31 protein-coding genes and 2 pseudogenes are annotated in these 21,808 nt (G+C 72.8%); 28 read left to right on the top strand and 5 right to left on the bottom strand.

Features of this window, described 5'->3' with window-relative positions:
* Window positions 1-99: 99 nt before the first annotated feature.
* Window positions 100-531 (bottom strand): annotated as a pseudogene (rnhA, locus tag AMIR_RS08350) (ribonuclease HI); the annotation flags it as partial.
* Between the two features lie 77 nt (window positions 532-608).
* On the bottom strand, window positions 609-1,352 hold the full coding sequence (locus AMIR_RS08345) for an MHYT domain-containing protein (protein ID WP_041837484.1): 744 nt from the start codon (window positions 1,350-1,352) through the stop codon (window positions 609-611).
* 424 nt (window positions 1,353-1,776) lie between these two features.
* Here AMIR_RS08345 and AMIR_RS08340 point away from each other — a divergent pair, with 424 nt between their 5' ends.
* Window positions 1,777-2,730, top strand: coding sequence for a hypothetical protein (locus tag AMIR_RS08340; RefSeq protein WP_015800498.1), 954 nt, complete (start codon window positions 1,777-1,779; stop codon window positions 2,728-2,730).
* 466 nt (window positions 2,731-3,196) lie between these two features.
* Here the strand turns inward: AMIR_RS08340 and AMIR_RS08335 are convergent, their stop codons facing one another.
* The gene (locus AMIR_RS08335; RefSeq protein WP_041837483.1) at window positions 3,197-3,772 is read right to left on the bottom strand and encodes an NUDIX domain-containing protein; all 576 of its coding nucleotides are present in this window, start codon (window positions 3,770-3,772) and stop codon (window positions 3,197-3,199) included.
* A gap of 468 nt (window positions 3,773-4,240) precedes the next feature.
* On the opposite strand from AMIR_RS08335, the pseudogene AMIR_RS43155 reads away from it, so the two are divergent.
* From AMIR_RS43155 to AMIR_RS08300, 8 genes and pseudogenes are all read left to right on the top strand, one after another.
* Window positions 4,241-4,741 (top strand): annotated as a pseudogene (locus tag AMIR_RS43155) (SMODS-associated NUDIX domain-containing protein); the annotation flags it as partial.
* 470 nt (window positions 4,742-5,211) lie between these two features.
* Window positions 5,212-5,427 (top strand): hypothetical protein, encoded by a 216-nt coding sequence (locus AMIR_RS41585; protein ID WP_041836647.1) that lies wholly within the window; start codon window positions 5,212-5,214, stop codon window positions 5,425-5,427.
* An 11-nt stretch (window positions 5,428-5,438) separates the two neighbouring features.
* Window positions 5,439-5,909, top strand: a complete 471-nt coding sequence (locus AMIR_RS41580; RefSeq protein ID WP_015800495.1) for a hypothetical protein — start codon at window positions 5,439-5,441, stop codon at window positions 5,907-5,909.
* Window positions 5,906-6,205, top strand: coding sequence for a helix-turn-helix domain-containing protein (locus AMIR_RS41575; RefSeq protein ID WP_015800494.1), 300 nt, complete (start codon window positions 5,906-5,908; stop codon window positions 6,203-6,205). The genes AMIR_RS41580 and AMIR_RS41575 overlap by 4 nt, the downstream gene beginning before the upstream one ends.
* Before the next feature lie 11 nt (window positions 6,206-6,216).
* Window positions 6,217-6,576, top strand: a complete 360-nt coding sequence (locus tag AMIR_RS08310) for a hypothetical protein (protein ID WP_143760674.1) — start codon at window positions 6,217-6,219, stop codon at window positions 6,574-6,576.
* A 9-nt stretch (window positions 6,577-6,585) separates the two neighbouring features.
* Complete coding sequence (locus AMIR_RS38875) at window positions 6,586-6,831, top strand: hypothetical protein (protein ID WP_143760673.1); 246 nt, start codon at window positions 6,586-6,588, stop codon at window positions 6,829-6,831.
* A gap of 23 nt (window positions 6,832-6,854) precedes the next feature.
* A complete protein-coding gene (locus AMIR_RS08305) occupies window positions 6,855-7,463 on the top strand; it encodes a hypothetical protein (protein ID WP_041836646.1) in 609 nt (202 codons plus the stop codon).
* Window positions 7,460-8,773 carry a PBSX family phage terminase large subunit gene (locus AMIR_RS08300; protein ID WP_015800491.1) on the top strand — a complete coding sequence of 438 codons (1,314 nt, stop codon included), beginning with the start codon at window positions 7,460-7,462 and terminating at the stop codon, window positions 8,771-8,773. The genes AMIR_RS08305 and AMIR_RS08300 overlap by 4 nt, the downstream gene beginning before the upstream one ends.
* On the opposite strand, the gene AMIR_RS08295 is transcribed toward AMIR_RS08300, so the two are convergent.
* Window positions 8,754-9,173: a hypothetical protein gene (locus AMIR_RS08295; RefSeq protein WP_143760672.1), complete on the bottom strand. Its 420-nt coding sequence runs from the start codon at window positions 9,171-9,173 to the stop codon at window positions 8,754-8,756. The genes AMIR_RS08300 and AMIR_RS08295 overlap by 20 nt on opposite strands.
* 119 nt (window positions 9,174-9,292) lie before the next feature.
* Here AMIR_RS08295 and AMIR_RS08290 point away from each other — a divergent pair, with 119 nt between their 5' ends.
* Both AMIR_RS08290 and AMIR_RS08285 read left to right on the top strand, forming a co-directional pair.
* Complete coding sequence (locus AMIR_RS08290) at window positions 9,293-10,903, top strand: hypothetical protein (RefSeq protein ID WP_015800489.1); 1,611 nt, start codon at window positions 9,293-9,295, stop codon at window positions 10,901-10,903.
* Window positions 10,903-11,967, top strand: coding sequence for a phage minor capsid protein (locus AMIR_RS08285; protein WP_015800488.1), 1,065 nt, complete (start codon window positions 10,903-10,905; stop codon window positions 11,965-11,967). Before AMIR_RS08290 ends, AMIR_RS08285 begins: the two co-directional genes overlap by 1 nt.
* Before the next feature lie 52 nt (window positions 11,968-12,019).
* Here AMIR_RS08285 and AMIR_RS35415 read toward each other — a convergent pair whose 3' ends face one another.
* Window positions 12,020-12,499 carry a hypothetical protein gene (locus AMIR_RS35415; RefSeq protein ID WP_015800487.1) on the bottom strand — a complete coding sequence of 160 codons (480 nt, stop codon included), beginning with the start codon at window positions 12,497-12,499 and terminating at the stop codon, window positions 12,020-12,022.
* A gap of 126 nt (window positions 12,500-12,625) precedes the next feature.
* On the opposite strand from AMIR_RS35415, the gene AMIR_RS08275 reads away from it, so the two are divergent.
* The 17 genes from AMIR_RS08275 to AMIR_RS40060 all read left to right on the top strand — a co-directional run bounded on the left by AMIR_RS08275 (window position 12,626) and on the right by AMIR_RS40060 (window position 21,802).
* Window positions 12,626-12,835, top strand: a complete 210-nt coding sequence (locus AMIR_RS08275; RefSeq protein WP_015800486.1) for a hypothetical protein — start codon at window positions 12,626-12,628, stop codon at window positions 12,833-12,835.
* 23 nt (window positions 12,836-12,858) lie between these two features.
* Window positions 12,859-13,131: a hypothetical protein gene (locus tag AMIR_RS08270; RefSeq protein WP_015800485.1), complete on the top strand. Its 273-nt coding sequence runs from the start codon at window positions 12,859-12,861 to the stop codon at window positions 13,129-13,131.
* 24 nt (window positions 13,132-13,155) lie between these two features.
* Window positions 13,156-13,860 (top strand): hypothetical protein, encoded by a 705-nt coding sequence (locus AMIR_RS08265; protein ID WP_015800484.1) that lies wholly within the window; start codon window positions 13,156-13,158, stop codon window positions 13,858-13,860.
* Between the two features lie 113 nt (window positions 13,861-13,973).
* The gene (locus AMIR_RS08260; protein WP_015800483.1) at window positions 13,974-15,194 is read left to right on the top strand and encodes an SU10 major capsid protein; all 1,221 of its coding nucleotides are present in this window, start codon (window positions 13,974-13,976) and stop codon (window positions 15,192-15,194) included.
* A gap of 1 nt (window position 15,195) precedes the next feature.
* Window positions 15,196-15,507: a hypothetical protein gene (locus tag AMIR_RS08255; protein ID WP_015800482.1), complete on the top strand. Its 312-nt coding sequence runs from the start codon at window positions 15,196-15,198 to the stop codon at window positions 15,505-15,507.
* Window positions 15,508-15,596: 89 nt separating this feature from the next.
* Complete coding sequence (locus tag AMIR_RS08250) at window positions 15,597-15,851, top strand: hypothetical protein (protein WP_015800481.1); 255 nt, start codon at window positions 15,597-15,599, stop codon at window positions 15,849-15,851.
* Window positions 15,844-16,206, top strand: a complete 363-nt coding sequence (locus AMIR_RS08245; protein ID WP_015800480.1) for a hypothetical protein — start codon at window positions 15,844-15,846, stop codon at window positions 16,204-16,206. The genes AMIR_RS08250 and AMIR_RS08245 overlap by 8 nt, the downstream gene beginning before the upstream one ends.
* Before the next feature lie 23 nt (window positions 16,207-16,229).
* Complete coding sequence (locus AMIR_RS35410) at window positions 16,230-16,889, top strand: hypothetical protein (protein ID WP_015800479.1); 660 nt, start codon at window positions 16,230-16,232, stop codon at window positions 16,887-16,889.
* Window positions 16,886-17,065 carry a hypothetical protein gene (locus AMIR_RS08235; protein WP_015800478.1) on the top strand — a complete coding sequence of 60 codons (180 nt, stop codon included), beginning with the start codon at window positions 16,886-16,888 and terminating at the stop codon, window positions 17,063-17,065. The genes AMIR_RS35410 and AMIR_RS08235 overlap by 4 nt, the downstream gene beginning before the upstream one ends.
* 3 nt (window positions 17,066-17,068) lie before the next feature.
* Complete coding sequence (locus AMIR_RS08230; RefSeq protein ID WP_015800477.1) at window positions 17,069-19,033, top strand: SGNH/GDSL hydrolase family protein; 1,965 nt, start codon at window positions 17,069-17,071, stop codon at window positions 19,031-19,033.
* Entirely contained in the window at window positions 19,030-19,473 is a 444-nt protein-coding gene (locus AMIR_RS08225; RefSeq protein ID WP_015800476.1) for a hypothetical protein, read from the top strand. The genes AMIR_RS08230 and AMIR_RS08225 overlap by 4 nt, the downstream gene beginning before the upstream one ends.
* Complete coding sequence (locus tag AMIR_RS08220) at window positions 19,467-19,787, top strand: hypothetical protein (protein WP_015800475.1); 321 nt, start codon at window positions 19,467-19,469, stop codon at window positions 19,785-19,787. Before AMIR_RS08225 ends, AMIR_RS08220 begins: the two co-directional genes overlap by 7 nt.
* Window positions 19,787-20,137 (top strand): hypothetical protein, encoded by a 351-nt coding sequence (locus AMIR_RS08215; RefSeq protein WP_015800474.1) that lies wholly within the window; start codon window positions 19,787-19,789, stop codon window positions 20,135-20,137. Before AMIR_RS08220 ends, AMIR_RS08215 begins: the two co-directional genes overlap by 1 nt.
* Window positions 20,134-20,598: a minor capsid protein gene (locus AMIR_RS08210; RefSeq protein ID WP_015800473.1), complete on the top strand. Its 465-nt coding sequence runs from the start codon at window positions 20,134-20,136 to the stop codon at window positions 20,596-20,598. The genes AMIR_RS08215 and AMIR_RS08210 overlap by 4 nt, the downstream gene beginning before the upstream one ends.
* The gene (locus AMIR_RS08205) at window positions 20,595-21,065 is read left to right on the top strand and encodes a phage tail tube protein (protein WP_015800472.1); all 471 of its coding nucleotides are present in this window, start codon (window positions 20,595-20,597) and stop codon (window positions 21,063-21,065) included. The genes AMIR_RS08210 and AMIR_RS08205 overlap by 4 nt, the downstream gene beginning before the upstream one ends.
* A 12-nt stretch (window positions 21,066-21,077) precedes the next feature.
* Complete coding sequence (locus AMIR_RS08200) at window positions 21,078-21,557, top strand: DUF7426 family protein (RefSeq protein WP_015800471.1); 480 nt, start codon at window positions 21,078-21,080, stop codon at window positions 21,555-21,557.
* Between the two features lie 86 nt (window positions 21,558-21,643).
* A complete protein-coding gene (locus tag AMIR_RS40060) occupies window positions 21,644-21,802 on the top strand; it encodes a hypothetical protein (protein WP_015800470.1) in 159 nt (52 codons plus the stop codon).
* Window positions 21,803-21,808: the final 6 nt, after the last annotated feature.

Below are 21,808 nucleotides of genomic sequence, written 5' to 3'. Positions count from 1 at the left end.
GGCCGAGGCCCGCTCGGCCGCCAACTCGGCGTCGGCGCCCACCCGACCGCGCAGGACCTCGGCGGCCCGCTCGGCAGCCGCCGCCGGGTTGCTCTTCGCGGCCTCCACGGCTTCGAGGAGGCCTCGCTCGGCGAGCTGGTCGGCGCGCTCGTTGCCCTCGTCCCCGGCGTGGCCCTTGACCCACCGCCACTCGACGCGGTGCCGCGCGGTGGCCCGGTCGAGCTCGCGCCACAGGTCGGCGTTCTTCACCGGCTCCTTGCCCTTGGTGAGCCAGCCCTTGGCCTTCCAGCCCTTGATCCACTGGGTGATGCCGTTGCGGACGTAGGTGCTGTCGGTGTGCAGCCGGACCACGGAGGGCCTGGTCAGGGCGTCGAGCGCGCGGATCGGGGCGGTCAGCTCCATGCGGTTGTTCGTGGTGACCCCGGCCTCGCCGCCGCACAGCTCGCGCTCGTGCGCGCCGTACCGGAGCAGCACGCCCCACCCGCCTGGGCCGGGGTTGGGGCGGCACGCCCCGTCGGTGTAGATGTCCACGCCCGGATCGTTCACCCGGTCACTCTAACGACGGGTTCCGACAGCTCGGCCGGTCCCCGCGCGCTCAGGCCCGCGGGTCAGCGCACGACCCTGGCCCGCTCGCCGAAGGTGAAGTTCTCCGAGGTGAACAGCCGCCACAGCACCACGGCCACGACCAGGCCGCTGACCACGAACGCCGGGAAGACCAGGGTGAACACGTCGCTGCCGGTCGGCTCGGGCAGCGCGGCGTTCAGCTCGACCGTCGCCGCCGCCATGCCGGTGTGGTGCATCCCCGACACGGCCAGGCCCATCACCAGCCCGGCGGCGACGCAGGCCAGGGCGGTGCGCACGACCACGGTGAACCACAGCGCGGCGGTCGCGGCGGCGATCGCGATCAGCACCGACAGCACGACGAGCAGCGGGTTGTAGCTGAGCGTGCCCTTGAAGCTCACCGCGGCCATGCCGAGGTAGTGCATCCCGGCGACGCCCAGGCCCGAGACCGCGCCCGCGACCAGCAGCTTGGTGCGGCTGACCGGCGTCAGGGTGATCATCGCCAGCGCGCCGCCCATGAACACGACGGCCAGCAGCGCGGACAGGGCGGTCAGCGGCGCGGAGAAGTAGGTGGTGGCGCCGGGCTGGAACTCCAGCATGGCCACGAAGTGCATGAGCCAGATGCCGACGCCGCCGATGGAGAACGCGGCGAGCACGGTCCAGACGACCTTGCTGCGCTCGGTCTCCTCGTGGCGGGCGCGGGCCATGCAGGACAGGCCGATGAGCGACCCCACCACGGACACCACGTAGGACATGAGGACGATCCACGGGCCCGAGGTGAAGTGCTGCATCGTTTCGTGGTTCACAGGTGCCGGTCCCGTCGTCGGTGCTGGGTGTGCTGTCCGTTAGTAACGCGCACGCTCCCGCATCACCAGTTCGGACTAACAGAAGTTCACCCATTTGAGATATTGAACGGAGTTTCAAACCCCCTGCGTAGCATCACCGGCACGCAGCGCCACAAGACCCCCTCCGGCAATTCAAGATCAATTCAACGCGACCGGCGGAAGCGGACGCCCGGAATCACCCAAATAATCTTCGGGTGGTGGTCGGGGCGACGCGCGACGCGCCCCGCCGGGGCGCGCCCGACCGGTCCCGGCGGGTAACGATCGACGTCGGGGCCTCGACAACGACGGCACGTGCAACCAAGTGCAGCAGCGGTGCACGCCGTTCACCGCCAAGCCGGTGCGACGGCGGCACCACCGCGGGAGGGGACCGATGACGGACGCGCTGGTGAAGGAACTCCGGGAGCTCAGCCGGAGCAGGGGGGTGCACGTCCCCGCGATCGACAGGCACCTCGGCCCGTCCCTGCGCGGGGTCTGCGGCGTCGAGGCGGGTGACGGGGCGGCGGCGGTCCGGGAGAAGGTGGTGGCCTGGGCGGTGCTGGCCGCGCAGGACCTGCCCGAGGACATGCGGGTGGCCGCGCTGGTCGCGCTCGCCGTGCACGAACAGGCGCGCGACCCGTTCCTGCGCGAGCGGATCAACTGGCTCGCCGACGCGTACCGGATCGGCGAGCGCACGGCGCGCAGGCGTGTCGAGCAGGCGCTGACCAGGCTCGCCGAGGTCGGCGAGATCACCGCGCCCGCGCCGGTCGCGACGCCGGGCGAGCACGCGCCGCCGTGGTGGTTCTCCCGGTTCAAGGCGGTGCTGCGGCTGGACGGGCCCACGCCGGTGTGCACCGAGGACCGCACGGTCGTGTCCGGGGTCGACGGGCTGGAGGCCATCACCTGGTCGATCAGCCTGCCGCCCGCGACGCCCGGCGGGCCGCCGGGGACGCTCGACGTGCAGGTGGTGAACGGGGTCGAGCGGATCGCCCAGGAGCAGCCGTCGGCCAGGCGGCACCTGCTGCACCTGCGCCTGCCCCGGCCGCTCGACCTCGGCGAGGAGCACGACTTCTCGCTCCAGGTGAGCCTGCCGAGGGGGCAGGAGATGCAGCCGAGCTACGTGTTCTGGCCGGAGCGGCCGTGCGCGGACTTCCGGCTGACCGTCCGGTTCGGCCAGGAGCGGCCACCGGAGCGGGTGTGGCGGGTGGACGGCGCCTACCACCGGGACGCGGACGACCCGGCCCCCGAGCCGGACCTGGTCGAGGTGGACTCGATCGGCGAGGTGAAGTACGCGGCGGGCGGCCTGCGGCCGGACCGCGGCTACGGCCTGCAGTGGCTGCTCCCCTGACCGGCTGACCGGCCGCCCGCCGAACCCGCGTCCGTCGACGACACGGACCGCAGAGCGCGGGATCAGGGACCGGATCGGACCGGGAGCGGGCGGAGGACACCCCTCGCGAGCCGGAAACCACCGGAACCGCACCCCGGTCACGGTGTTCTCCGATCCGACAGCCCTCCGCGAGCACCCGAGCGAAGCCGGCCGCCCAGACCCCGCGGCCCGCGCTCGAACGCCACACCGCTCTTCCGGACCGCGCTTCCGCCGGAATCGCCACCCCCGCAAGCGCTCGCCGCCCCGAATCACATCCCGGTGGGCGGCTTGTTCACCCATACCTCCCTCCGGTTCAGCGCCTCTGCGCCCTTTGAGCCGCCGCTGGGCGAGCGACGACCCCACTTCGGATGCCCGAACGGACGGGCGACCGCGGGCAGCAGGGACGTCCCGGCCTCGCGGCAGGCCCGCCACCGGGGTCCGCTCCCCGTCAGACCACCTCCAGCCCGCGCTGCCGGGTCCGGCGCAGCGCGACCGCGAGCAGGGCGTGCGCGCTCCCCGCGTGCGGGATCGCCCCCCGGTCCACCAGCTCCAGCGCGTGCTCGAACGCGGGCCGCCACACCGCTCCCCCGCCCTCGGCGCGCTCGCGCAGCCCGGTCGCCAGGTACAGGTGCTCGGCGTGGTCGGTCACGCTGTCCGCCCCGTGCACCACCCCGACCCGCTCCCACCCGTCCGCCTCCACGCCGGTGCGTCCCAGCAGCTCCCGGCGCGCGGCCTCCTCCGGGCCCGCGTCGGCGGGCGCGACCGGGCCGCCGGGCAGCCGCCACTGGGTGCACCGGTGCGGGTAGGCCCACTGCCGGGTGAGCAGCACCCGGTCCCGCTCGTCCAGCGCCAGCACCGCCACCGAGGGGCGCACCACGACGTGCGCCTTGACCTCCCGCTCCCCGTCCGGCCGCAGCACCACGTCCTCGACCACGTCGAACGCCTCTCCCCGCCGCACCACCTCCGTGGTCAGCCGCTGCCACACCACCAGGGCCCCGGCCCCGTCCGCGAATTCAGCCACCATGCCCACCATGAAACCACTCAGTCGCGTTTCCCAAACCCCCACAAGGCGGCCAATTCGTGGACAACCAGAAATGCCCGCGCGATCGACGGTAAAGTATCCAGGGGCGATGCAGAACACCTGGCAGCGATCTGGCAAGGCATTGGCCATGATCTGGCCACCACCACGACCACGGCAACCACCTGCGACAACGCCCAAAAACCGCAGCCCGACCCCCCACACCCCCAGCCATCTGCGGCGACCCGTAAACACGCCTAAAGGACAATTCCCGGCCACTTAGTGGACGTTCCGCGCCGAGGTCGCACAAATTCGCCCACCCGGTGCACACTGCATCCTGGCAAACGTTTTCAGGGGGTGTTCTCCGGATGCACGAGCGGGAGGGGGCTGGTCGCGGTGAGCGTGCCTGCGCAGCGGACGACGAGCAGGGGCAGCCTGAGGGGGCCGCGCGCCTGGGCCGCGGGTGGGCCCCGGATGGTGCGGGTGACGTTCTCGGCGGTGCTGCGGATCAGGGCGGGCGGCGCGCGGGTGCTGTTCGAGCAGCGGGCCGAGCGCGGCGTGTTCGGTCCGGTCGGCGACGTGCTGCGCGGCCACCCGCCGGGCTCCGACGTGCTGCGCGGCCTCGGCTTCCGGGGGCAGCGGTGGGCGGGCTGGGGGCCGGGACCGCTGGCGGAGCTGGACGGGGAGGTCCCCGCGCGCTCGCTGGCGGAGCTGCGGCGGTGGTTCGACAGCGGCGCGTACCGGGAGGACGCGGCCGAGTGCCTGCGCCGGGCGCTGGCGTCGACCCTGACCGGTCTGGGCGCGGCCGACCTGGCCGAGGACGTGGCGTCGGCGCGCTTCACCCCGCTGGGCGTCCAAGTGCTCGGCCCGGAACCGGTGCCGGGCAGCCCGCACCGCCGCCTGCGGCACCGGGAGCACCACGAGCTGCTCTGCGTGGACGCGCGGGCGCACCGCCTCCGCGACCGGCTGCTGGAACTGGCGGCCGACCCGGACGTGCGGGAGGTGCTGGCGGCGACCGAGGAGCAGATCGCACGCGGCCGGGCGGGAGCGGCGCTCGTTGCCGCGCACGCGGCGGTGGCGTGGGGCGCGGAGACCGGGGCGGGGACAGGGGCAGCGGGCGCGGGTGCGGCGGAGTTGGGCGCCGGGACGACGGAGGTGGGCGCCGGGGCGGAGTCGAGCGTCGGGGCGGCCGGGTGGTCGGCCTTCCGGGACGTGGGGTGGGCTCCGGAGGCCGAAGCGAAGCCCGGTTCAGGCGCTCGGGCGGCGATCCGGGGTGCGAACTCGGGCGATTCAGCGGGAACGGGGGTGAGCCGGGGCGCGGAACCCCCCGGAAGCGGGCGGGCGTGGGGCGCGAGGCCGGTACCGCAGGCGGGGGAGAGCCATGGAATGGCAGCGCATTGGGCGACCAGGCCGATCCAGGGGACCGATTTGGCGTTGAGCGGGGCTTGCACGCTGACCGATTCGACGACCGGCGCGCCCGCGCCCGCACCGCAGCCAAGCGCCGCGGCCTCTGGGCCCCGGAACGGCAACTCGCCCTCACCGCACCGGTCCGGGTCGGCCGCGTGGTCCTCGCGATCGGGCAGCTGCTCCTGCCGCTCGACCTCCCCGCCCACCGGCGCGCAGCACCCGCCGAGCAACCGGCGCTCGCCGCCGCAGCCTGAGAGGACTTCCCGTGGACGACCACAGCAGGCAGGCCGAGTGGTGGCGGCGCGTCGCAGAGAGCCCGGAGGGGGCCCGCTTCGCCGTCCTCGCCCGCGATCGGGGCCGGGCCTACGACGACCTCGTGCTGCCCCTACTCGCCGCCGAACCCAGCCTCGCCGCAGCGCTCCGCGCCTCCCGAGGGGGCAACCTGTGGGAGGCGTTCGGGCACCGCGTTCTCGTCATCAACAGGGAGCACACGCTGCGCGGCCTCAGCCTCTTCGGCTTCTACGACCACTCCGGCACCTACGAGATGCACATCGTGGCCCGGACGCGGCTCACCGCCGAGGGCCCGGTCTTCTGCATGCGAGAGGTGACGGAGGAGCACGCGGCGCGCATCCCGGTCTTGGACACCGCGTCCCTGCAGAGCGTCGCGGTCCATCGTGGCCGGGTCACCCGGCAGATCGCCGAGGAACTGCGCGGCAAGATCGGAGCACGAGCATGAGCACCCTGAACGAGCGTGTTGCGCAACGCGTGAAGGCCATGCGCCAGCGGCGCGGGATGAGCATGCAGGCGCTCGCGGACGCCATGACGGCGGCGGGCTACCCGAGCAGCCGGATGGGGACCAGCAACCGCGAGGCCGGGCGCGCGAAGATCACGCTGGACGAGGCAGAGGGCTATTGCACCGTGTTCGGCATCGCCTGGGCCGACCTCATCGGCGAGAGCCCGTGCACCACCTGCGACGGAGCACCACCAGCCCACTTCACCTGCAACAATTGCGGGAAGACGGGCCAGCAGTGAAGATCGATGCCGTGGTAGACCTCGTGGACGGCCGCCCCTACGTCCGCGAACTCCACATCACCACCGAACCCGGCGACCCCAGCATCACCGGCGAGCACCTACGCACCATCCGCCTCACCGACCTCATCACCGCCAACCTCCCACCCGACGCCCCCATCACCCCCGCCGAAGCCACCCGCCTCCGCGCCCTCGGCCCCACCCCCGAAACCATCACCGCCGTCGCCACCGTCTACCGCGCCGCACTCCGCGCAGGCCAACCCCCCACCAAGACCGTCCGCGAGACCTTCGGCATCTCCCAGAGCACCGCCGGGAACTGGATCGCCCGCGCCCGCTCCGCAGACTGCGTAGCGCCATACAGCCCACGCCCCTAGCCTCGATGCGTGGTCACCCGCGTACTCACCGTGCACGACGACGACCCCACACCCTGCCCAATCCCCGACTGCGGCTGGGCAGGACACGACGCCTACGACCACCTCATGAACGCCCACACCACCCGCGAAATCGACACCTTCACCCAAGACGAACTCGGCGAACGCTGCCTCTCCCCCTGGCGCGCCTACACCGCCCGCCTCCTCCGGAAGCACCACCAGCGCCGCCGCCGACCACCCGGACCACCACGTAGGTGACAGCGGGGCCGCACGCTCGCAGTGTGCCGCCCCGCTACCCCGATGGCTTCCGCGACCAGGTCGCCGAGTACATCCGCGCGCACGCAGGCAGCCCCGAAGGCACCTTCCGCGCCATCAGCGTCAAGTTCGGCATCTCCAAAGCGCTAGTCGGCGTCATCGCCGACGAGATCGGCCTAGCCGACGCCTGGACCGACGGCGTCGCCCGCACCGCCGACGCCACCACCGCCCGCCGCACCTACCTCGCCGCCCAACGCGCCCTCCTCCAAGAGGACCTGCTCGACACAGCAGCCGACCTCACCAGCCGCCTCCACGACGACGTCACCCACCTCCACGTCGTCAAAACCATCCCCGAAGGCATCGACGCCGACCCCGACGAAGACGGCGGCTTCGGGTTCCTCGCAGCCGAACGCGTCGAGCACACCATCCTCCCGCCCGGCCCCGCCGAGTGGCGCTCCACCATGACCGCCATCGCCGCCGCCACCCGCGCCGCCATCGACCTCGCCAAGCTCGACCAAGGCCAAGACGCCACCGGCCAGGCCACGGGGATGCTGGAGCAGTTCGAGAACAGCCTCCGCGCCGCCCGCGCCGAACGCGAACGCCTCGCCACCGAAGCAGCCGACGAGGGCCCGTGACCATCCTCGCCGCACCCCCAGCCCCAGCAGCAGACGCGGCCCTCTCCGTCAAGCAGCAGGACTCCATCCTCGACGCCGAGCACTCCCTGAACATCTGGGAAGGCTCGATCCGCTCAGGGAAAACCATCGCCTCCATCTGCACCTGGATGATGTTCATCCGCCGCGCACCCCGAGGCCCCCTCGCCATCATCGGCAAGACCCGCGACTCCGCCTACCGCAACGTCATCGACGTCATGGCCGAGATGAACCCCGGCGCCGTCGTCTACACCCGCGGCGCGCCGACCATCCGCGTCCTCGGCCGCCTGGTGCACGTGTTCGGGGCGAACGACGCCAAGGCGGAGGGCGTCCTGCGCGGGCTCACCCTCGCCGGGGCGTACGTGGACGAGATCACCCTGGTGCCCGAGGCGTTCTGGCAGCAGCTCATGGGCCGGCTCAGCGTCGCAGGGGCCCAGCTATTCGGGACCACCAACCCCGACTCGCCGATGCACTGGCTGCGCGTCGACTACCTCGACCGCGAGCATACCGAACCCGCCCTCGGCCTCCGCTCGTTCAAGTTCGTCCTCGACGACAACCCCGGCATCCCCGAGGAGAAGAAGCGGCAGTACAAGGCGCAGTTCACCGGCCTCTGGTACCGCCGGTTCATCCTCGGCGAGTGGGTCGGAGCCGAGGGCTCGATCTACGACATGCTCGACGACGCCCTCCACTGCCGCACGGCGCCGCCGCGCGAGCGCTGGCAGGCGGCGTGGATGGCCGCGGACTACGGCACCAGCAACCCGACGCACGCGGTCATGGTGGTGCTGGCCGTCGACGAGCAGGGCGTGCCGGGGCTGTACGTGGTGGCCGAGTGGGAGCACGACGGCCGGAAGAAGGGGTCGCTGGCGGACGCGGTGATCTCGAAGCGCCTCGCCGACTGGGCCACCGGCGTGCTCGACGGCACCGGCCTCGTCCCGACCCCGGTGCTCGACCCGAGCGCGGCGAGCCTGCGGACGCAGATGCGCGCGGACGGCTGGCCTGGTTTGCGGTCGGCGGACAATCGGGTCGACGTCGGCCTGCGCAACACGGCGTCGCTGTTCGCGGGCGCCCGGCTGTTCGTGGACAAGGTGGCGTGCCCGGTGCTGTGGAAGCAGCTCCTCGGCTACGTGTGGGACCCGACCGCGCTGCTGAAGGGCATCGAACAGCCCCTCAAGATCAACGACCACGGGTGCGACGCGCTCCGCTACGCCATCATGGCCATCCGCATGATCTGGCGCGCCTGGCTCCCCGACCTCGCCGCAGCCGACGACGAGAACGCTAGGGCGCGGGCGGGGTAGCGGCCGGAGGGGTCGCCCGGCGCCGCTGCACGACCACGCCTGCCACGCCGAGCACGCCGAGCACGACCAGGGCCACGGCCCACGTGCGGCGCTGGTCGAGCGCGTCCTCGCACGCCGCAGTGTGCTCTGCCGCGACCGTGGCGGGCTTGAACACGCTGCCGCACTGGACCTCGTCGAAGAAGTGCCCGGACACCGTGGAGGTGTTGCCGCCGAGGCCGACGAAGAAGCCCACGAAGACCGCCAAGATGGCGGCGGCGAGTAGGGCGTTACGTACGGGCACGACGAGCCTCCGGGTGCAGTTGGGTACCACGATGAGGTCGTCCGTCACGGTGATCGCGTTACGGGTGACACCGCAGCACCAGCCTTCGAGGTGCTCGGCGAAGTCCACAAGCAGGCGCACCGCGCCAAGTCGAGACACGGCAGGGCCCCGTCAGCGATGCGGGCGCGAACAGCACACCCGTGGCCGCCCCAGCAGCGCCCACGCCCCGCAGGTGACACCCACCCCGGAGCGTGGGCGCCGTGCTGATCAACCCCGGCTCCCCGTGGCCCCCGCCCGGCCACCAGCGCCTCCGAACCCACTGGCGGGGCTGGCGCGCGCTCTGGGCCGCAGACGCGACCGAGCTGGCCAAGCACCTCCCCGGCCTCGTCCCCAACGGCTACTGGCACAAGATCGCCACCAAGCGGCCCGAGGTGCGCACGATCCACGCCGGGCTCGCAGCGGACATCGCCCGCACCAGCGCGGACCTCGTCGCCGGGGACACCCCCGCCCTCGACTGGGGCGAGGACCCCGGCACCGGCACCCAACCCCGGCCGACGCCGGTCCAGGACGCCTGGGACAAGTACGCCGACACGGTCGGCCTCGCCAACACCTTCCTGGAGGGCGCCGAGACCGCGAGCGCGGTGGGCGGGGTGTTCCTGCGACCGGTGTGGAACCCGAACCAGGGGTTCGGCGCGGTCGCGGTTCCGACCGTGGTCCCAGCCGACGAGGCCCTGCCGGAGTTCCGGTTCGGGCAGCTGTGGCGGGTGGCGTTCGTGGAGGAGCTGCCGCCGCCGGACGGCTGGACGCAGCGGGAGCGCGGCGAGGTGTGGCGGCTGCTGGAGCACCACGAACCGGGCCAGATCCGACACGAGCTGTGGCGCGGCAACGCCTCCAGCATCGGGCAGCTCGTGCCGCTCACCGACCACCCCGCGACCGCGGGCTACCTGGACGTGTTCAACACGACCGCGATCCGCCCGCAGGGCATCCTGGTCGAGCACTGGCCGAACGTCCTCCCGAACCCGCTCGTCTCCATGCCGCTCGGCCGGTCGGACTTTCAGGGCTGCGAGTCCCGGCTGGACGCGCTCGACGAGGCGTGGTCGTCGTGGATGCGCGACATCGAGCTGGGCAAGAGCAGGATCTTGGCCGCACAGGAGATGCTGGACGCGGCCCCCACAGGTGGCGGGTTCCGGCGCCTGTTCGGCGGCGGCGGCGGTGGCGGTGGGCAGCAGGCGGCGCGGGTGTTCGACGAGGACGCGCGCGTGTTCGTTGGCGTGCCTGGGATGCCGATGGACAGTGAGGGCAAGCTGGTCCCGATCACCCCGGTGCAGTTCAACATCAGGTTCCAGGAGCACGCGGCGACGGTCGCAGCCCTCATCGAGGATGTCTTGAGCCGGGCCGGGTACAGCCCGCAGACCTTCGGCATCAACGTGGACGGCCAGCTGTCCGGGACCGCGATGCGACGCCGCGAGCAGCGCTCGTACCGGACGCGCGACCGCAAGCGCCGCTACGCCCGCTCCCCGCTGGAGAGGTTCTGCGAGACCCTCGCGCTGTTCAACCACCAGCTCGACAACAGCTTCCCGACGCCGCCGGGCCGCCCGAAGCTCGGGTGGCGCGAGGGCGACCAGGCGGACCCGCGCGAGGTCGCGGAGATCGGCGAGCTGTGGCGCCGCGCCAGGCTGATGTCCGACGAGGTCGGCGTGGCGATGGCCCACCCCGAGTGGTCCCCGGCCGAGGTGCAGGACGAGGTCCAGCGGCTCGCGAAGGCCCGCACCGCCGAGATGGCCCCGGCGCTGACCGGGTTCGAGCGCCCGCCCGGCACCGACCCGAACGACGACGAGGGCGACGGGCCTCCGGCTGAGGACGACGAGTAGTGCGCGGGGTCGACCCGGAGGCCGCGTACCGCACGATGAAGACGCTGACCTCGGTGTGGGAGGTGGCGTCGGAGCGGATGCTCGGCGTCGTCGCCCGCAGGCTCGCGCGCGGCGTGACCGAGCCCGGCTGGGCCGAGTCCAAAAGCCGCGAGGTGCTGCTCGTGCGCGCCGAACTCCAGGCCGTCGTCGCCCGGTACCTGGCGGACGGGATGGAGGCGGAGGCGCAGGCCGCGCTGGACGCCGCGTACGGCATCGGCGAGCGCGTCGCCGAGCAGCTGGGCGAGGTCGCCGCCACCACCAACCCCGACCGGGTCACCGCGCTGGTCACCCGGTTCGTCGGGCAACTCCAGGGCACGGTGGTGCCGGTGATCCGCGCGCACGAGGACGTCTACCAGCGCGCCATCCAGGACAGCGAGTCGCTGATGGCGACCGGGACGATCGTCCGCCGCGAGGCTGTCGCGCAGGCGGTGGCCGACCTCGTGCAGGCCGGAGAGGAGCGGTTCGTCGACCGGTCCGGGCGCCGGTGGCATCTGGACGCCTACGTGCGGATGGCGGGGCGCACCGCGGCGGCGCAGTCGGCGGTGGAGGGGCAGCTGGACGGGCTGGTGGCGCGCGGTCGGGACCTGGTGGTGATCTCGGACAGCCCGCGCGAGTGCCGGAAGTGCCAGCCGTGGGAGGGCAAGCTCCTGAGCATCACCGGCGGCACAGCGATCGGCTCCGAGGTGGACGGGCACAGGGTCGCGGGCACGGTGGAGGAGGCGCGGGAGGGCGGCCTGTGGCACCCGAACTGCACGCATCGCGCCGACGTGTTCACGCCGGGCTTCACGCGGGTCCCGGTCGCGCGGGAGAACCCGGAGGGCTACCGGGAGCAGCAGCGGCTGCGGAAGTACGAGCGGGAGCTGCGCGACCTGAAGCGGGGCCTGAGCGCGGTGGAGGAGTTGGGAGACACGCAGGTGGGGCGGGCGTACCGGCGGGAGATCCGGGCGCACACGGCGCGGCTGGCTGCGTACGCGGAGGCGACGGGGCAGCTGCGGCGCAGGGAGCGTGAGCGGCCGGTGGGCTAGTCCGCACGCGCCGAAGCCCCGCACTGTGGGTGCGGGGCTGGGCGGGGCTGGGTCAGCCCTTGAGCGCCAGCCCGATGCCGGTGGCGACGAAGCGCTCGCCAGCGGCCTCGATCAGTTCGAGCTCGGCGGCCTTGGCGGCGTCCTTGCGGACGACCGGGTCGATGGCGGCGCGGGCCGGGTCCACCGCGCTGTCCATGTCGTAGGTGGCGCGGACGGCGGCGTCGATCTGGGCCGCGAGGGCGGGGACGCGGAGCTTGGCGATGACGTGCGGGCGGGACATGGCGGAGCGGGTGACGAGCGAGGCGGCGAGCGTCGTGGTGATCTCGTCCTCGTTCTTGCGGGAGCGGGCGGCCTCCAGGTCCCACATCGCGGTGCGGTGGTCGCCGAGGGCGGAGACGAGGTCCGCGATGGCTTCGACGGCGACGGTCTCGGCGGTGGCGCGGCGGTCGGCGCGGGCCTTGAGGACGATGCCGAAGATGCCGAGGCTGGCTCCGGCGAGGGTGCCGAGGATGGTGAGGATGGTCTGCCACATGTTGTTCTCCCTGGGGTTTCTCGCTCTGGGTGTATAGACACCTTAGCGCGAGGTGTATAGACACCTGCAAGCCCTGCGAGGGAACTTCACTCGACTGGGTGTATAGACACCCGCTAGGCTGCGGACATGGCCAACCAGCCCCGCACACCGCAGCGCGCCGTGCGCGTCCCCGACGACCGGTGGGAGGCCGCAGGCGAGGCCGCCACCACCCTGGGACTCGACCGGTCCGCCTGGATCAACCAGGCCCTCGCCTGGCTCGTCGGCGAACCCGGCGCCCGCCGTCCCACGCGCCCGACCCCGCCCGTCGAGCAGCCGGAGCCACCCGCCGCAGGGTGACAGCCGGGCGGGACGGTCGGGCCATGTCGAACCTGACCAAGGGCATCCCGCCCGTGCAGACCTTCCGCAAGCGCCCCGTCACCATCGAGGCCGTGCGCTTCGAGTCCGCGCAGGACGGCTCCCGCATCGCCGAGTGGTGCGGCGGCACGAACGAGGTCGCGCCGGACCAGATCCAGATCACCACCCCCGAGGGCGTGATGTGCGCCGGGCTCGGCGACTGGGTCATCCGGGGCGTCGCGGGCGAGTTCTACCCGTGCAAGCACAGCATCTTCGAGGCCACGTACGACCTGGCGTGACACCGGCGGCTGACGCTGCGGGGCGTGGAACCCACCCCCGCAGCGCCCAGCGCCACCACCACGACCACCACCTCCGCTCCGGCCGCCGGTCAGCAGACGGCCCCGGTCCCCACCCCGCCCGCCGCACCGCAGCAGCAGGCCGTCACCGGCACGCCCGTCGCCGCTGGCACCCCGGCCGCGCAGCCGGTCCAGCAGGCCACGCCCGCCGCCGAGGCGAAGACCTTCACCCAGCAGGACCTCGACCGCATCCTCACCGAACGGCTCGGCCGCCAGGAGAAGACGCTCACCGAGAAGTTCGCGCAGGTCTTCGGCATCACCGACCCGAACGCCGCCGTCGACCCTGCCAAGGCGCTCGCCGACGCGCAGGCCCAGGCCACGGCCGCGCTGGCGCGCGCGGACCAGGCCGACGCCCGCGCGCTCGCTGTCGCCGCCGGTGTGCGCCCGGAGCACGTCGAGACGTTCACACGGCTCGTGGACCTGTCCCCGCTCGCCAAGCTGGACCGGTCGGACGCGGGCGCGGTGACGGCCGCGATCAAGGCGCAGGTCGACGCGGCGCTCGTCGGCGCGCCCATGTTCAAGGGTGCGGCACTCCCGGCCGCGTCCGGCGGCGACCGGCAGGGCGCGGGGCAGGCGTCGCTGGCCGAGCAGATCGCCGCCGCCGAGAAGGCCGGGGACTTCCGTACCGCGATCTCCCTGAAGCGGCAGCAGGCGTTCCGGACCGCGCAGTAACACCGCGCCCTCACCGTCAGCAGCGCAGGTAACCCGCCCGCCCCACTGCACCGGGCACCCGGAGGAACCCCGCTCGGACTCCGCGAGCACCCAGCACGGACCGAGGAGAACCAATGGCCGGAATCACCGGCATGGGCACCACCTTCAACCTGCCCAACTACCACGGCGAACTGTTCGGCCTCACCCCCGAGGACACGCCGCTGCTGTCCGCCATCGGCGGCCTGGGCAGCGGCAGCGAGATCACCTCCAAGGAGTGGGAGTGGCAGGCGTACGACCTGCGCGACCCGGCGCAGCGCGTCGCCCTGGAGGGGCAGACCGCGCCGACCGGCGAGGCCCGCGTCCGCACGAACTTCTCCAACGTGGTGCAGATCGTGCACGAGCGGGTCAGCACCTCCTACACCAAGCAGGCCGCGATCGGACAGTTCGCGGCGAACAGCGCACCGATCTCCGGCGCGAACCCCATCACCGACGAGCACGACTGGCAGGTCACCCAGGCGGTCAAGCAGATCGCCCGCGACGTCAACTGGACCTGCATCAACGGCCAGTACGCCAAGCCGAGCGACAACAGCTCGCCGCGCAAGACCCGCGGGCTCATGCAGGCAGTCAGTGCCGCGAACACCGTCGACCGGGGCAGCAACGTCGCGACGGGCGCGTCCTCGGTGACGGACACGATCACCCCGGCCAGCGCGCACTCGCTCAGCGTGGGCGACGTCGTGTTCTTCACCCGCACCGGCGACGCCACCGGCATCACCACCGGCCGCCCCTACTGGGTCCAGTCGGTCAGCACCACGGTGTCGTTCAAGGTCGCGGCCAGCAAGGGCGGCACGGCGCTGACGGTCGGCAGCTCGACGGCGAACATCGACTACCACTCGGTGGCGTCCTCGGCGACGGTGCTGTCCGTGGACGACGTCAACGTCTTCGCCCAGCGGGTCTGGGACGGCGGCGGCCTGACCGACGGCCTGGGCGTGTTCCTGTGCAACAGCTCCCAGAAGATCGCGCTGTCCAAGGCGTACGCCGACGCCTACGGCAAGGCCGTCCCGGTCACCCAGGGCGAGAAGGTCGGCGGCGTCGTCGTCGAGCGCCTGCTGACCGACTTCGGGCCGATCAACATCATGGTCGACCGGGCGATGCCGCAGGACGCGCTGCTGCTGACCTCGCTCAGCCAGCTCAAGCTCCAGTTCCTCCTCATCCCCGGCAAGGGCTCCTTCTTCGAGGAGCCGCTGGCCAAGACCGGCGCGTCCGAGGACACGCAGATCTACGGCGAGGTCGGACTGGAGTACGGGTCGCCGCTCGCGCACGGCGTGCTGCGCGGCCTCCCGTTCCGGGGGATGTGACGTGCCGGAGTTCGAGCACATCGCGTCGGGCCGCCGGATGACCGCGTCCGGTGCCGAGGTGGAGGCCGCGTACGAGGCGGACGGCGAGTGGCAGCGGGTGCAGGAGCCCGTGAAGCTCACGCCGAAGCAGCAGCTCCAGGCCGACGCGGTCGCGCTGGGGCTGGAGACGGAGGGCACGGCCGACGAGCTGAAGGCCCGGATCGGCGAGCGGCTGGCCGTGCTGCGCGAGCAGGCGGCCGAGCTGGACATCGACGGCGAGGACCTGTCGACGGTCGAGCTGGCTGCGGCTGTGGACGCCGCGCTGGCGAAGTGAGACGTGCCCCGGCAGGTGGGTGACTTGCGGGGAAGGTGGGCACGAGCCTGCCGGGGCACCCCTACCTTGATGATCGTGGAGGACTGCTGATGTCGCCGTGGTTGGGCCACGCGCCGGACGCGCCGGACTCGCACCGCATGTGGGCGCACCCCGGCTCCGGGCTGGAGGCCGCGCTCCGCGCCTCCGGATGGGTGCACGAGGTGCCCGCGCCGGGCAGCGAGGAGATCGACGTGCTGCCCGAGGAGCCGCTGGCGCCGGTCGTGCCGCCGGTCGTGCTGGAGCAGCCCGCCGAGGAGCCCGCCGTGGTTCCGACCGAGCCGAGAGCGAGACGCGCGCGTGCCTGAGTGGTTCACCGGCCTGACCGTGGCCGAGATCCTGACCGGGGTCGGCGGGCTCGTGGCCGTGGTCGCCCTGTTCCGCCGGGTCTGGCGGAGCGTGCGCCCGGTGTGGAAGGGCGTGCGCGAGTTCTTGGAGGACTGGCGCGGCGAAGAGGGCCGTCCGGGTGTGCCGGAGCGGCCGGGCGTGATGGCCAGGCTGGCGACGATCGAGGCCGACTCCGCCGAGGCGAAGGCCCGGCTGGAGCAGCAGGCTGCGGCGCTGGTGGCGATCGATCATGAGCTGCACCCGAACTCCGGGTCCAGCCTGCGTGATCAGGTGGATCGGGTGGCGAAGCACGTGGGCGTGCAGCCGCCGAAGTAACACCCCGCCCCGACGCTCGGGGCATGTCCGATTGGCGGATGGCCCGCTCGCTCGACGCGCTGCTGGGCCAGCTCAACGCTCTCGCGCCGAACCGGTCCCGCGCCAGCGATGGCGGGATCGGCGACACGGCGCACCGCATGCAGGGGGCCTCCTCGGACCACAACCCGTGGTTCCGGGGCATGGTCACCGCGCGCGACTTCACCCACGACCCGGCTGGCGGGCTCGACTGCGACCGGCTCGCGGCGGCGCTGATCGCCTCGCGCGACCCGCGCATCAAGTACCTGATCTGGCGCGGCCGGATCTGCGACTCGCGCGCCCCCTTCAAGCCCTGGACGTGGCAGCCCTCGTCCGGACACCACCAGCACCTGCACCTGTCCGTGATGGACAACAACTCGGCCGACGACGCCCGCCCGTGGGCGCTCCCCGGCCTCATCGAGGAGGACGACCCCTTCATGGCCCTGACCAAGGACGACCTGGCCGACGCGGTCAAGACCGGCGTCGAGAACGCCTTCTGGCGGCGCTACGACGAGGGCCGCAACCTCGTCGACGACGAGAAGGAGCAGACCGCGCGCCTGATCGCCATCGACGCGGACGGCGACAAGGTCGTCGCGGCGGTGCAGGAGAACACCAAGGTGCTGCGCGAGCTGCTCGCCGCGGTGACCGGGAAGGCGGTCACCAAGTGAGGCTCTCCTACCTCAAGGCGCTCGTCGCCGGGGCCGTCGCGGGGCTGACCGCGATCGGCACCGGCCTCACCGACAACGTCCTCACCCCGGCCGAGTGGGTCGCCGCCGCTGTCGCGGCGCTCGGCGCGCTCGGCGTGGTCTGGGCCGTCCCGAACAAGCAGAAGCTGGAGGGCTGACGGATGAGGGCCTCCCTCACGGCGTGGCGGCAGGCCCTCGCCTTCCGCTCCATCGAGCCGGTGCGCGTCGTGTGCATCGGCAGCAGCACCACCGCCGGGCTCAACGCCACCGCCCCGGACCGCCGCTACTCGACCGCGCTGGGCCACGCCATCCGGGCGCGGCTCGGCGCGACCGGCGGCACCTACCTGCGCGGCATCGACACGGCCTGGTCGACCACCGGCACCACGACGGACGTCGGCCGGGGCCTCGGCCTGCACTCGCGGTCGCTCGCGGTCGGCGCGACCATGACCACGCCCTCGGCGACCTGCTCGGGCTGGACGATCTACTTCGAGCAGGGCGGCACCAGCGGCGCGTTCACCTACGCCATCGACGGCGGCTCGGCGACCACCGTCACCCCCGACACCACGAACAGCCAGATCAGGCACGACGGGTCGGTGTACGTCAGCGCGGGCAGCCTCGGCGCGCACACCCTGACCATCACCGCCACCGCCGCGACCGTGATCAGCGGCGTCTACACCCACGTCAACGACCAGACCAGCGGCGTGCAGGTGTTCAATTCCGGCAGCAGCGGCACCAGCAGCGCGGACTGGACCGGCACCGGCAGCCCGTTCCTCACCCACCTGTCCCGGATCTCCGCGCTCGACCCCGCGCTGCTCATCATCATGATCGGCAGCAACGACAGCACCGGCGTCGACCCCGCGCTCTACCGCGAGCGCGTCCGCGAGCAGGTCCTCAAGACCCGCGCCGCCTGCCCCACCGCGACCAGCGTGCTGCTCGTGCACAGCTTCGGCCGCCTCGACCTCCCAAACCCACCCTGGCCCTGGGCCGCCTACGGCCGCGCCCTCACCGACCTCGCCAAGGACCTCCCCGACACCGACGTCCTCGACCTCACCGCCCACTACCCCACCAGCCAGATCAACGACACCGCCGACCTGCTCAGCAGCGACGGCATCCACGCCAGCGACCGCGGCCACGCCCTCCTCGCTGAACTCGTCGCCACGCACCTCACCACCAGCAGCCCGGCCAGCACGCCGAGCAGCGCGGGACTGCGCGCGGCCAGCACGCCCGGCACGGACCCGGCCGCGCTGCCCGGTCTCGTCTCCGCCTGGCGCTCCTCGGACCTGCCGAACAGCGCGGCCAGCGCGCTCCCCTCGTGGGCGCCGTACGCCGGGGTGCAGTCCGCGCCACTGGCGCAGGCGACCGGCGCGAAGCAACCGTCCGTGGTCGCGTCGGCGTTCGGCGCGGGCACCACCATCCCCGTGGTCAGGTTCAGCGCGGCGGCTGCGCAGGTCATGCAGACCGCCGCCTGGTCGCAGCAGTACCCGGTCCCCCTCACCATCCTCCTCGTGGCCAAGCCCAGCAGCACCAACTACACCCTCTTCAGCGGCACCAGCGGCGCGTTCGTCTACCTCGGCCAGTCCGCCACCCCGGAGATGATGGTCCTCGGCGCGGGCGCCGCGTCCGAGGCGCAGGTGTTCACCGGGCAGGGCCGCTGGCGTGCGCTCGGCGTCGCGTTCAACGGCGCGAACACGCTGTTCGCCGCGCACGACATCGCGCCGGTCGTCGTCACCACCGGCACCAGCAGCGCCGCCAAGCTCGGCCAGTTCACCCTGAACGGCAACAGCAGCGGCTCCCTGAACGGGAACGTCGACGTCGCCGAGGTGCTCGTCTTCGACCGGGCGCTCACCGAGCGGCAGTTGACCGCCGCGCTCGACGTGCTGGCCGCTCGGTACGGGCTCACTACCCCGAGCCCGAGTAGCGCGCCCGTGGTGCCCACGAGCGGCACTCCGGTCCCCAACACCAGCAGCGGCCCGGTCACCGTGGCGGTCAGCGGCGGCACCGTCACCGACATCGTCATCGGCGGCCGATCCACCGCCCTCACCGGCGGCACCATCACCCTCCCCGCGGGCAGCACCATCGCCCTGATCTACACCGGGCCCGCCCCGACCTGGAGGTGGTCCTCGTGATCTGGGCGACCACGCCGGAGGTGCGCGCGTACGCGGGCGCCGACCTGCCGTCGAGCGTGGGCGACGCCGAGGTGCAGCGCGGCATCGACCGCGCCGTGCGCTCGCTGGAGGCCAGCGTGTTGCGCTGGCCGCTGCTCGACGACGCCGAGCGGCCCGCCGACGCGCGGGTGCGCGCGGACGTCGTCGCCGCGGTCGCCGAGACGCTGCTGGCCCGGCGGAAGGCGGATGCGGTGGCGGCTGACCTCGGTGGTGCTGGGGCGACGGCGGTGATCGCGGCGGGCGGCACGGTCAGCGCGGGCAAGCTCACCGTCTCCGGGTCGCGGAACGGCGGCTCCGGCGCGGGCGTGGCCATCGGCGACGCCGGGCGGCGCCCGCCCGTCGAGGCGTGGGAGGCGCTGGCGGCGGCGGGGATGATCGGCGGGAGCGTGGCGTCGTGGTGAGCTTGCTGGGTGGGCTGGTGCCCGCGCCGTCCACGGTGCAGCACCGGGCGGCGTTGCTGGACGACGGCGACGGCGCGCGCTGGGCGGCGCCGGTCGACGTGCCGGGGTGCCGGGTCGAGACGGTGTCGAAGCGGGCCGAGGTCGTGGGCGGCCGGGTGGTGACGCTGGCCGCGCTGGTCTGGATGCCCGCGCTGCCGGAGGTGAACGTGGGCGACCTGCTGGTGGTCGACGGGCAGGAGCGGCCGGTGGAGGTGGTGGACGCCCCGGTGTGGCTGTCCGGGCAGCGGATGCACCACGAGGTCTGGACGACCTGATGGACGTCGAGTTCGGGCAGATGATGGACGAGCTGGTCGACGCGATGGGCGACGCCTCCGAGGAGACCGTCCGCGAGGTCACCGACGACCTGCTCGCCGAGTCGCGCATCGTGGTGCCGTACCAGGAGGGCGACCTCAGCCGGGCCGGGCACGCCGAGGTGCGGCAGGTAGGCGTCGCGGGTGCCCAGGGCGAGGTGCGGTACGACATCGTCTACGCCCGTTACCAGGAGTTGCGCGAGGATCTGCGGCACCAGGACTCCGGGACGGCGCACTACCTCGGCGGCACGATGAAGGCGAACTCCGGCCGGTACATGGATCACCTCGGGCGGGTGTGGGACAAGCTGGCGTGACACCGGCGGCCGACGCTCTGGTCGTGCTGTCGAAGGCGCTCGCGCTGCACCTCGCCGAGGCGGGGCTGGTCCGGTTCCCACCGGCCAGCCCCGGCGCTGGCGTGCCTTGCTACGTCGAGGACTTCCCGGTCCGGGACGCCCCCGACGCCCTCGTGCTCGTGCGCTTGGAGCAGGGCTTCCCGTCCACCGACCTGTCCGGCTACGACACCCCGGAGTTGCGCGTGCTCGTGCGCACGGCGGCCACCGCAGGGTGGTCGGCCGGGTACGAACTGGCGGCGCGCATCCGGCGCGCGGTCGTGGGGGCGCGGCAGCAGACGTGGGCGGCCGGTACCGACGACGAGGTCGTGGTGCTGGCGTGCGACGCCAACGACGCGGGCCCGGTGCGTGAAGGCACCGACCCGGCGGGCCGACCGGTGTGGGCGGTCTCGATCACCATCAACTGCCTGGAGGCAACCGCATGACCACGCCGCTCAAGAAGCGGGCCGTCAACAAGTGGCGGCTGGAGGTCGACACCGGGTCCAGCGGCACGCCGACCTGGACCGTCGTCAAGGGCCTCACCAAGCTGGAGCCCACCATCTCCCCGACCGAGGTCGACACCAGCGACTTCGACTCGGAGGGCTGGTCGGACTCCCTGACCACGTTCCGCTCATGGACCGTGGCCATCGAGGGCTTCGACGGCTTCACCGGCACCGACGCCTCGCCGGTGGACGACCCCGGCCAGGTCGCCCTCAAGGCCAAGGGCGTGCTCACCGCGTACGAGGCGTACGCGGACGTGCGGTTCTACCGCACCGACACGAAGAAGGGCTTCTCCGGCCGCGTCTCCGTGAACTGGTCCGGCGCGGGCGGCGACCTCAAGGGCGTCGAGCCGTTCAAGTGCTCCCTCACCGGCGCAGGCAAGCTCACCCCCATCACCGTCACCACCACCTGATCGGAGGCGATCGTGCCCACCTTCCCCGACCTGGCCACGTTCCGCTCCGAGATGGAGGGCGAGCCGCTGGTCCTGCCCGTCAACGGCGTGACCTACAGCTTCCCGGCCTCGATCCCCGCGCGCACCGCGCTCGCGCTGGTCACCGCCCGCGCGATAGCGCAGCGCGTCACCGCAGGCGAGATGGTCGACCCCGCCGAGATCGCCAGCAACGAAGCCCACGCCGGGCAGGTACTCGACGACCTCCTCGCCCCGGAACTGGACCGGATGCTCGCCAACGGCCTCACCCAGACCGACCTGAACGCGGTCGGCGAGACCCTGATGGCCTGGCACATGGGCGGCGCCGACATGGCGCTGAACCGCTGGCAGGGCAAGCTGCCGGGTGGTGATGCCCGCCCCCCAGCCCTCTCCGCGTCGAGTCAGCAGCCGACATCCCCGAGTTCATCGACGCGGCGACAGCGGAAGCGCTCCAAGACGCGGCAGAACCGCGTCTGAGCTGGGCCGACTTCCTCGACGCTTGGGCGCTGATCGAGGCGGACTTCGCGCGGGAGTACCACGTCGACCTGGGCGAGCCGAACCTGTTGGACACCCGCACGTGGCGGTGGTTCCAGGCCCGGCTCTACGGGCTCACGCTGGAGTCCCGCACCTGGTCCTACCTGATCGAGGTCATGCGCGGCAGCACTGCGAGCGAGGCCAGCGTCGACGACCTCGACCGGGAACTCGGGATCACCCGCGAGTAACAGCAG

The sequence above is a fragment of the Actinosynnema mirum DSM 43827 genome, assembly GCF_000023245.1.
Classification (GTDB): domain Bacteria; phylum Actinomycetota; class Actinomycetes; order Mycobacteriales; family Pseudonocardiaceae; genus Actinosynnema; species Actinosynnema mirum.
The sequence above is the reverse complement of the archived record's forward strand: the minus strand, read 5'-3'. Positions and strand labels throughout refer to the sequence as shown.

Coding starts and splice junctions, on each gene's coding strand:
- AMIR_RS08345 (WP_041837484.1), bottom strand. CDS start 1,352: ATGCAGCACTTCACCTCGGGCCCGTGGATCGTCCTCATGTCCTACGTG.
- AMIR_RS08340 (WP_015800498.1), top strand. CDS start 1,777: ATGACGGACGCGCTGGTGAAGGAACTCCGGGAGCTCAGCCGGAGCAGG.
- AMIR_RS08335 (WP_041837483.1), bottom strand. CDS start 3,772: ATGGTGGCTGAATTCGCGGACGGGGCCGGGGCCCTGGTGGTGTGGCAG.
- AMIR_RS41575 (WP_015800494.1), top strand. CDS start 5,906: ATGAGCACCCTGAACGAGCGTGTTGCGCAACGCGTGAAGGCCATGCGC.
- AMIR_RS35415 (WP_015800487.1), bottom strand. CDS start 12,499: ATGTGGCAGACCATCCTCACCATCCTCGGCACCCTCGCCGGAGCCAGC.
- AMIR_RS08275 (WP_015800486.1), top strand. CDS start 12,626: ATGGCCAACCAGCCCCGCACACCGCAGCGCGCCGTGCGCGTCCCCGAC.
- AMIR_RS08270 (WP_015800485.1), top strand. CDS start 12,859: ATGTCGAACCTGACCAAGGGCATCCCGCCCGTGCAGACCTTCCGCAAG.
- AMIR_RS08260 (WP_015800483.1), top strand. CDS start 13,974: ATGGCCGGAATCACCGGCATGGGCACCACCTTCAACCTGCCCAACTAC.
- AMIR_RS08250 (WP_015800481.1), top strand. CDS start 15,597: ATGTCGCCGTGGTTGGGCCACGCGCCGGACGCGCCGGACTCGCACCGC.
- AMIR_RS35410 (WP_015800479.1), top strand. CDS start 16,230: ATGTCCGATTGGCGGATGGCCCGCTCGCTCGACGCGCTGCTGGGCCAG.
- AMIR_RS08230 (WP_015800477.1), top strand. CDS start 17,069: ATGAGGGCCTCCCTCACGGCGTGGCGGCAGGCCCTCGCCTTCCGCTCC.
- AMIR_RS08215 (WP_015800474.1), top strand. CDS start 19,787: ATGGACGTCGAGTTCGGGCAGATGATGGACGAGCTGGTCGACGCGATG.
- AMIR_RS08205 (WP_015800472.1), top strand. CDS start 20,595: ATGACCACGCCGCTCAAGAAGCGGGCCGTCAACAAGTGGCGGCTGGAG.